General features: G+C 75.0%; 7 protein-coding genes. 5 read left to right on the forward strand and 2 right to left on the reverse strand.

Annotated features, from left to right (window positions below; genetic code table 11):
* Positions 1-214 precede the first annotated feature (214 nt).
* Complete coding sequence (locus CUD01_RS15840) at positions 215-1,171, forward strand: bile acid:sodium symporter family protein (RefSeq protein WP_307722690.1); 957 nt, start codon at positions 215-217, stop codon at positions 1,169-1,171.
* A 45-nt stretch (positions 1,172-1,216) separates the two neighbouring features.
* A complete protein-coding gene (locus tag CUD01_RS15845; protein ID WP_141322467.1) occupies positions 1,217-2,722 on the forward strand; it encodes a beta-N-acetylhexosaminidase in 1,506 nt (501 codons plus the stop codon).
* A 40-nt stretch (positions 2,723-2,762) separates the two neighbouring features.
* On the opposite strand, the gene CUD01_RS15850 is transcribed toward CUD01_RS15845, so the two are convergent.
* Positions 2,763-4,736, reverse strand: coding sequence for a dolichyl-phosphate-mannose--protein mannosyltransferase (locus CUD01_RS15850; RefSeq protein WP_244937812.1), 1,974 nt, complete (start codon positions 4,734-4,736; stop codon positions 2,763-2,765).
* 86 nt (positions 4,737-4,822) lie between these two features.
* On the opposite strand from CUD01_RS15850, the gene rsmI reads away from it, so the two are divergent.
* The 3 genes from rsmI (at position 4,823) to CUD01_RS15865 (ending at position 7,693) form a co-directional block, all read left to right on the forward strand.
* Complete coding sequence (gene rsmI / locus CUD01_RS15855; protein ID WP_141322468.1) at positions 4,823-5,689, forward strand: 16S rRNA (cytidine(1402)-2'-O)-methyltransferase; 867 nt, start codon at positions 4,823-4,825, stop codon at positions 5,687-5,689.
* A gap of 69 nt (positions 5,690-5,758) precedes the next feature.
* On the forward strand, positions 5,759-6,349 hold the full coding sequence (locus tag CUD01_RS15860) for an isochorismatase family protein (protein WP_141322469.1): 591 nt from the start codon (positions 5,759-5,761) through the stop codon (positions 6,347-6,349).
* A gap of 216 nt (positions 6,350-6,565) precedes the next feature.
* On the forward strand, positions 6,566-7,693 hold the full coding sequence (locus tag CUD01_RS15865) for a PQQ-dependent sugar dehydrogenase (RefSeq protein WP_244937813.1): 1,128 nt from the start codon (positions 6,566-6,568) through the stop codon (positions 7,691-7,693).
* Here CUD01_RS15865 and CUD01_RS15870 read toward each other — a convergent pair.
* Positions 7,624-8,504 (reverse strand): IS481 family transposase (locus tag CUD01_RS15870; RefSeq protein ID WP_141322470.1); only part of this gene is annotated, 881 nt, incomplete at its 5' end. The genes CUD01_RS15865 and CUD01_RS15870 overlap by 70 nt on opposite strands.

Here is an 8,504-nt window from a genome sequence, read left to right on the forward strand (position 1 = left end):
GCGGTGACCGGTCGTTGGAGGGCGACCGGTCACCGCGGAGCAGTGCGTGACGACGCGCACAGGCTGCCGTGCCGCGGCGCGCAGGGGGCGCCGCGGCACGTTGGGGCACGATGACCGGGTGGTGACGCCCGAGAGCCCCGAGAGCCCTGAGAGTCCTGAGAGTCCTGAGAGCGCAGCGGGTGCCGCGGGCGCTCGGGCCCCGCGGCCTGTGCTCGTGCGCGTCAAGGCCTGGGTCGACCCGCTCGTCGTCATGATCCTCGCGGTCCTCGCCGTGGGGCTGCTGTGGCCGGCGACGAGTGCGTTCGCGGACCTGCTCGAGACCGTCCGCACGGTCGCGATCGTCGTCCTGTTCGGCCTGTACGGCGCCCGGATGCCCACGCAGGAGGTCGTGCGCGGCCTGCGCAACTGGCGGCTGCAGGGCTCGATGCTCGCCGCGACCTTCGTCGTCTTCCCCGTCCTCGGCCTCGCCGCGCAGCTCCTGCCCGACCCGGTGCTCGCCCCCGAGCTGCGCTCGGGCGTGCTGTACCTGTCCCTGCTGCCCTCGACCGTCCAGGCGTCGGTGGTGTTCACCTCCGTCGCCCGCGGGGACGTCGCCGGCGCGATCACCGGCGCGACGATCTCCAACGTCGCAGGCGTCGTGCTCACGCCCGCGCTCGTCGCGCTCACCCTGGGCGCCACCTCCGGCGGGCTGCACGGCGACGCCGTGCGCAGCGTGCTGCTGCAGGTGCTGCTGCCGTTCGTCGTCGGGCAGGTGCTCGAACGCTGGACCGGCGCGTGGCTGCGCGCGCGCAGACGCCTCACCCAGGTCACCGACCGCGTGGTCATCCTCCTCGTCGCCTACACCTCCGTGAGCCAGGCGCAGACCTCGGGCGCGTGGGACCACGTGACGCTCGCCGCGCTCGTCGTCCTCGTCGCGGTGTGCGCGGTGCTGCTCGCCGTCATGCTCACGCTCACCTGGTGGGCCGGCGGCCGGCTCGGGCTCGACCGCGGCGCGCGGATCGCGCTGCTCATGTGCGGCTCCAAGAAGAGCCTCGCGACGGGTCTGCCCATGGCCGCGGTGCTGTTCGCCCCGGTCGTCGCGGCCACCGTCGCGCTGCCCGTGATCGTGTTCCACCAGATCCAGCTGGCCACGTGCGCCGTCGTGGCCCGGCGCCTGGGTGGCGTCCGGTAGCGTGCGCTCGAACCGCACCGTGCGGAGAGCACCACAGGGAGCATCGTGACGCAGCCCGGAGTCGTCCCCCGACCCGTCCACCTGGAGCTGGGCACCGAGGCGCCGTTCGTCGTGGGCGAGTCGGCGACCGTCGTCGTGGATCCCCGGCCGGACCTCATCGCGCACGGCGTGCTCGCCGCGGACCTGCTCGGACGCGTCACCGACCAGGCGATCGAGGTGCGCTACACCGACGACTCGCGCGGGGCCCGGGACGTCATCCGGCTGCGCCTCGCGGCGCCCGACGAGACCGACCTGCTGCCGGGCGACGAGGCGTACACGATCGTCGCCACCCCGAGCCGCATCGAGGCGGTCGCGCGCACCTCCGCCGGCCTGACGCGTGCCGTGGTGACGTTGCGCCAGCTGCTCGGGCAGGGCAGCGACGGCGTGTGGCGGGTGCCCACCGTCGTCGTGCGCGACGCGCCCCGGTTCACCTGGCGCGGGCTGTCCGTGGACGTGGCCCGCCACTTCCTGTCGGTCGGCGACCTGAAGGTCGTCGTCGGCCTCATGGCGCACTACAAGCTCAACGTGCTGCACCTGCACCTCACCGACGACCAGGGCTGGCGCCTGCACGTGCCGTCGCGCCCGCACCTCGCCCGCAAGTCCTCGGGCACGGCCGTCGGCGGCGACCGAGGCGGCTGCTACACGCCGACCGACTTCGCGGACCTCGTGCAGTACGCCGACGCGCGCGGCATCACCGTGGTCCCCGAGATCGACGTCCCCGGGCACGTCAACGCCGCGACCCACGCGTACGGCGAGCTCACGCCCGACGGCGTCCCGACCGACGAGTACACCGGCATCGAGGTCGGCTTCTCGCGCCTGTACGCGGACCTGCCCGCGACGGGCGAGTTCCTGCGCGCGGTGTTCGCCGACGTCGCCGCGATGACCCCCGGGCCGTACGTGCACATCGGCGGCGACGAGGTGCTCACCATGGAGCCGGACGAGTACGCGACGCTCGTCGGCGAGGCCGCAGCCGCGGTGCGGGCCGCCGGCAAGAAGGTCGTCGGTTGGCAGGAGATCGCCTCGGCACCGCTCGAGCCCGGCACCGTCGTGCAGTACTGGGACACGCGCGTCGACCCCGAGCCGTTCGTGGCCGCGGCGCGCGCGGGCGCGTCGATCCTCATGTCGCCCGCGTCCAAGGTGTACCTCGACATGAAGTACGACGAGCGCACCGCGCTGGGCCTGGAGTGGGCCGGGCACGTCGAGGTGCGCGACGCGTACGAGTGGGAGCCCACCACGCTCGTCGAGGGCCTGCCGGCCGAGTCGGTCGTCGGGGTCGAGGCCGCGGTGTGGACCGAGACCATCCGTGACCTGGACGGGCTCACGACGATGCTGCTGCCGCGGCTCGCGGCCGTCGCGGAGGTCGCGTGGACCGCACCCGAGCGGCGCGACTGGGAGGACTTCCGCACGCGCGTCGCCGAGCACGGCCCGTTCTGGGACCACCTGGGCGTGCGCTGGTACGCGAGCGGGCAAGTCGCATGGCCGAGCAGGACGCGCGGGACGCGGACGGCCTGACCCCTGCTCGGCTCACGGGCGGACCCGACTCAGGGGCCGGTCACACCCACTGGCGCAGCCACATGTGCTGGTGCCAGAAGTCGTACGGCACGGTCCAGCCCGCCCAGATCGGGTAGAAGAACGCGCTCACCAGCACGACGACCGCCAGGAAGACGCCGACGCCGATGATCGCGCCACGACGCGCCCGCGGTGGGAGCGTCGGTGGCCCGACGACGAGGGTCAGCACGTACACGAGCGTGAGCACCACCCACGGCGTGAACGCGATCGAGTAGAACGCGAAGATGGTGCGCTCGGAGTACAGGAACCACGGCGCCCACCCGGCGACCAGGCCGGACAGCACCGCGCCCGCGCGCCAGTCGCGGTACCAGACGAGCCAGAACAGCGCGACGAGGATCGCCGCGGCGCCGGCCCACCAGACCACGGGGTTGCCGATCGCGAGGATCGCGCGCGCGCAGTGGTCCGCGCCGCACGCCGCCTGCGCGTCGGGGCCCGTGAGGCCCGACTCGTCACCCCAGAAGAACGACGTCGGGCGCCACTGCACGATCCAGCCCAGCGGGTGCGCCTGGTAGGTGTGCGGCGAGTCGAGGTCGCGGTGGAAGTTCCACATCTGCCGGTGGAACTCCACGAGCGAGCGCAGCGCCTCGGGCAGGAACGTCACGCCCTGGCCCGGGTTCTCCGCGGCCCACTGCCGGCCCCACGCGTCCGGGTGCGTGAACCACGACCACCACGTGCCGAGGTACACGACGACGGCCGTGCCCACCATGACGAACGCCGCCGGGACCGCGTCCCGCACGAACGCCACGGCGGCCCACACGCGCACCCCCGCGGTGCGCCGCGCGGTCGCGTCCCACAGCACCGTCAGCACACCGAACACCGCGAGGAAGTACAGGCCGGACCACTTGGTGCCGATCGCGAGGCCCAGCAGCACCGCGGCCGCGAACCGCCACCACCGCCACCCGAGCCCCGGCCCGAACTCGGTCTCCTTGCCCTCCGCGAGCAACGCCGCCTGGCGGACCGCGAGCCGCCGCCGGGACTGCTCGCGGTCGAGCACCAGCGCCCCGAACGCGGCGAGCACGAAGAACATCAGGACCGGGTCGAGCAGCGACGTGCGCGACATGACGATCCCCATGCCGTCGATCGCGAGCAGACCGCCCGCCACCGCACCCCACGCGGTCGACGCGAACAGCCGCCGCGCGATCCGCGTGAGCATGAGGACCGACAGCGTGCCCAGCACCGCGACCGCGAGCCGCCACGAGAACGCCGACTCGACGCCGCCGCCGAGCCGCATGCCGAGCCCGATGAGCCACTTGCCGACCTGCGGGTGCACGAAGTACTCGGCCTTCGTGCCCAGCATCGACGCGTCACCCTGCTCGAAGCGCGGGTTCGGCTCCTCGCCCCAGTCGGCCTCGTAGCCGCGCTCGACGAGCGACCAGCCGTCCTTGACGTAGTACGTCTCGTCGAACACGAGCTCGTGCGGCGAGCCGAGGTTCCAGAACCGCAGCACGGCGCCGAGGGCCGTGAAGGCGAGCGCGACGACCCAGCCGATGACCCGGTTGCGTCGCGTCGCGTCCAGCGCGAGCGTCGCTGCCCCGAGCAAGCGTTCGCGGAGCTCGTCGGCGTCCGGGACGCGCCGCTCGGGCGCGGCCGTGGCGACGACCGGGCCGGCGCCCCACGGCGGCGCGTCGACCGCGGTCTGCGTCCCGGCCGGGTCGCCGGCCGCTTCGCCAGCCGCTGTGCCGGCTGCCGTGCCCGACGGCGCGCCGGCGGACGGGTCGGCCCAGCCGTCTCCCGTGCGTGGCTCGTCCGGCGGGGACTCCTGCTCCGGCTCGAGCGGCACGGGCGCGACGTACGGCGTGCTCCACCCCGCGGGCGGGCCGGGCAGGGGCGTCGGGTGCGGCGCGCCGTTCGTACCGGGCGGCGCGAGGCCGTCCTCGGGACGGGCGGCCCCGGCGCGCGCACGCGCGTCGTCGGGCGCTCCCGGGGTGGGGTCGACGGCGTCGGGCGACTGCGGCACGCGGACATGCTACGGGTGCGACCAGTTGATGGGGACTCGTCCTCGATCGTTCCGTCCCGGACGGTGCCGGGTGGCAGGCTGGGCGCATGGCGCACGACGAGACCGCGGGACGCCTGGTGCTCGCCGCGACCCCCATCGGCAACGTCGACGACGCCTCCGCGCGCCTGCGCACGCTGCTCGCGACGGCCGACGTGGTGGCGGCGGAGGACACGCGCCGCCTGCGCGCACTCGCCGCACGCCTCGGGGTCGAGGTGCGCGGCCGCGTGGTCTCGCACCACGAGCACAACGAGGCGTCGCGCTCCGACGAGCTGCTGGACGTCGTCGCGGGCGGCGGCACGGTCGTCGTCGTGACGGACGCGGGGATGCCCGCCGTGTCCGACCCCGGGTTCCGCGTCGTGACCGCCGCGGTGCAGGCCGGCCTGCCGGTCACGGCCGCCCCCGGCCCGAGCGCGGTCCTCACCGCGCTCGCGCTGTCCGGCCTGCCCACCGACCGGTTCTGCTTCGAGGGGTTCGCGCCGCGCAAGCCCGGTGAGCGCGCACGGGCCCTGGCCGCGCTCGCGGACGAGCGACGCACCATGGTGTTCTTCGAGGCGCCGCACCGGCTCGAGGCGCTGCTGGGCGCGATGGTCGACGCGTTCGGCGCCGACCGGCCCGCAGCCGTGTGCCGCGAGCTCACCAAGACCTACGAGGAGGTCCGCCGTGGCCCGCTCGCCGAGCTCGCGCAGTGGGCCGCGGGCGAGGTGCGCGGCGAGGTCGTCGTCGTCGTGGGCGGTGCGACCCGGCCCGCCGGCGGGGGTGACGTGACAGCGCTCGTCGCGCAGGTGCGTGCGCGGGTGGACTCCGGCGAGCGCCTCAAGGACGCCGCGCGGGCGGTCGCGGCCGCGGCGGGCGTCCCGACGCGCTCGCTCTACGAGGCGGCGCTGCCCGCAGCGGGGACGCGCCCCGCACCCTGACGCCGCGCGCGGGCGGTGGCAGGCTGGGACCGGATGCCGACCGCACCGGCCGGCGACAGGAGGGGTGCCATGGACCAGGGCCGACGCGCGTTGCTCGTCGTCGACGTGCAGCCCACGTTCTGCGAGGGCGGCGCGCTGCCCGTCGCGGGCGGCAACGACGTGGCGGAGGCGATCGCCCGGTACGCCGCCGCGCACCGCGACCGGTACGACGTGGTCGTGACCACCCAGGACTGGCACGTCGACCCCGGCGCGCACTTCTCCGACGCGCCGGACTTCGTCGACACCTGGCCGCCGCACGGCGTCGCGGGCACCGCGGAGGCCGAGCTGCACCCGGCGCTGTCCGAGCTCGGGCCCGACGTGAGCGTCCGCAAGGGCGAGTACGCCGCCGCGTACTCCGGGTTCGAGGGCGTCGACGCGCAGGGGCGTGCCCTCGCGGCGATCCTGCGCGAGGAGCAGGTGACGGACGTGGACGTCGTCGGGATCGCCGAGTCGCACTGCGTGCGCGCGACGGCACTCGACGCGCACTCCGAGGGGCTGCGCACGCGCGTCCTGACCGACCTGACCGTCCCCGTGACCCCCGAGCTGGGCGCGGCGGCGCGCGACGACCTGCGCGCCGCGGGCGTCGAGCTGGTGGCGAGCACCGCCGCGTTCGTGGACTAGACCCCGATGCCCCGCGCCCACCCGTCCGGCACCCCCGCCCGCGGCCCGGTCGGCTCGCTGCCGCCCGACCCCGCGGTTCCTCCGGCTCAGACGGGCCGGAACCGGAGGAAGCGCGGGGTCGTCGGCTCGGCGTCGCGCGAGGCCGGGGTTGCTCCGGGTTTGGAGCCGCGCAGCCGGAGGAAGCGCGGGGTCGCGGCGGCGCGGTGGACCGGGCGCGTGGTCGGCGTCGTCGTCGGGCTCGTCGTGGGGGGAGCCGTGCTCGCGGGGTGCGTCGAGCCCGCGACGACGACGAGCGGGCCGACGATGCTGGGCTCCGCCCCGGCCGGCAGGTCGACGAGCGGGCCCACGAGCGGGGCCACCGGTGGCGCCACGGACGGGTCGGGCCCGCCGGCGCCCGTCCAGCCGTCCGGGCCCGCGACCGTCGAGGTCGACGTCGCGAGGCTCGCGACCGGGCTCGACGTGCCCTGGGGGATCGCACCGCTCGACGACGGGCGCTCGCTGGTGACGCTGCGCGACGAGGCGCGGCTGGTCCTCGTCGGCGCCGACGGCACCGTCACGCCGGTGACCGGCCCGGGCGTGCGCGCCCTCACCGACGTCGTCGCCCCGCAGGGCGAGGGCGGGCTGCTCGGTGTGGCGGTGCTCGGCCGCACCGGCGACGGCCTGGACGTCGCGCTGTACGCGACGACCTCGCGGGACAACCGCGTGCTGCGCGCGACGCTCACGGGCGACGCGCTCGGCCCGCTGACGCCGGTGCTCACGGGCATCCCCGTGGCCCGGAACCACGACGGCGGGCGGCTCGCGGTCGGGCCGGACGGGTACCTGTACGTCAGCACGGGTGACGCGGGCGACCCTCGTCGGGCCCAGGACCCGGACAGCCTCGGCGGCAAGATCCTGCGGATCACGCCCGAGGGGGACGCCGCGCCCGGCAACCCGGTGGAGGGCTCGCCCGTGTGGAGCCTCGGGCACCGGAACGTGCAGGGCATGGGCTGGTCGCCGGACGGTCGGATGTTCGCCTCGGAGTTCGGCCAGAACACGTGGGACGAGCTCAACGTCATCCACCGGGGTGCCAACTACGGCTGGCCGCTGGTCGAGGGGCAGGGTGGCGCCGGTGAGGGGTTCGTCGACCCGGTCGCGGTGTGGCGGACCGCCGACGCGTCCCCGAGCGGGCTCGCCGTGACCGACGAGGGCGTGTACCTCGCCGGGCTGCGCGGGCAGCGCCTGTGGCGCGTGCCGCTGCGGCCCGCGGCGGCGACGGACCTAGATGTACTGAGCCATCACGTTGGTAACAGTCTGCTGGTCGGTGGGAGCCCGCCGAGGGCGGTGTGGCGTCGTCGAGTGTTGTAGTACTCGAGCCAGGGGGCAAGGGCGGCGGTGCGCTCGGCGGTGCTGGCGAAGACCTGCCGGTAGGCCCACTCGGTGGCCAGGGTCCTGTTGAGTCGTTCGACCTTCCCGTTCTGCCAGGGGCAGTGCGGGCGGATGAAGACCTGTCGGGCGCCCAGGACGGTGGCCGCTTCGCGCAGTGACCAGCGGTAGGCCCAGGCGTTGTCGGTCATGATCCGTTCGATGCGGGCGATGCCGTGCGCGGCGAAGTAGGCCGCGCCGCGCAGCAGGAAGGCGGCGCAGGTCGGGCCCTTCTCGTCGGGCAGGACCTCGCAGTAGGCCAGCCGGGAGTGGTCGTCGACCAGGGCGTGGACGTAGTCGTAGCCGATCGGGGTCTTGTCGACGCGCGACTGGTGGTTCGCGCTCGTCCAGCCGGTCGCGCGCCAACCGCCGCCCGGTGGGATCCGTCCGATCTTCTTGACGTCCATGTGGACCAGCTCGCCGGGACGTTCGCGCTCGTAGCGGATCGCGGTGACCCGCGAGGCACGGATCGGTTGACCGGTCAGCGGGTCGCAGTCGGCCAGCCTCGGGATCTGGTGGCGGGCCAGGATCCGCGAGACGGTCCGGGCTGGAACTCCCGTGTGCTCGGCGAGCCAGTCCGGCCCGCGCCGCTCGGCCTGACGCAGCCGGACCACGGCCCGCTCGACGTCCTGGTTGGTGCGGGTCGGGCAGCGGTGCGGGCGTGAAGAACGATCGATCAGCCCGGCCGGTCCCTCGGCGCGGAACCGGTTGACCCATCGATGGGCGCACTGGCGCGAGACGCCGAGCTCCTTGG

Origin of the sequence: Cellulomonas uda (assembly GCF_006538705.1) — a bacterium.
GTDB classification, from domain to species: Bacteria; Actinomycetota; Actinomycetes; order Actinomycetales; family Cellulomonadaceae; genus Cellulomonas; species Cellulomonas uda.

What these genes read in the sequence shown, in the direction of transcription:
- rsmI (WP_141322468.1), top strand. Translation starts at nt 4,823, where the DNA reads ATGGCGCACGACGAGACCGCGGGACGCCTGGTGCTCGCCGCGACCCCC.
- CUD01_RS15860 (WP_141322469.1), top strand. Translation starts at nt 5,759, where the DNA reads ATGGACCAGGGCCGACGCGCGTTGCTCGTCGTCGACGTGCAGCCCACG.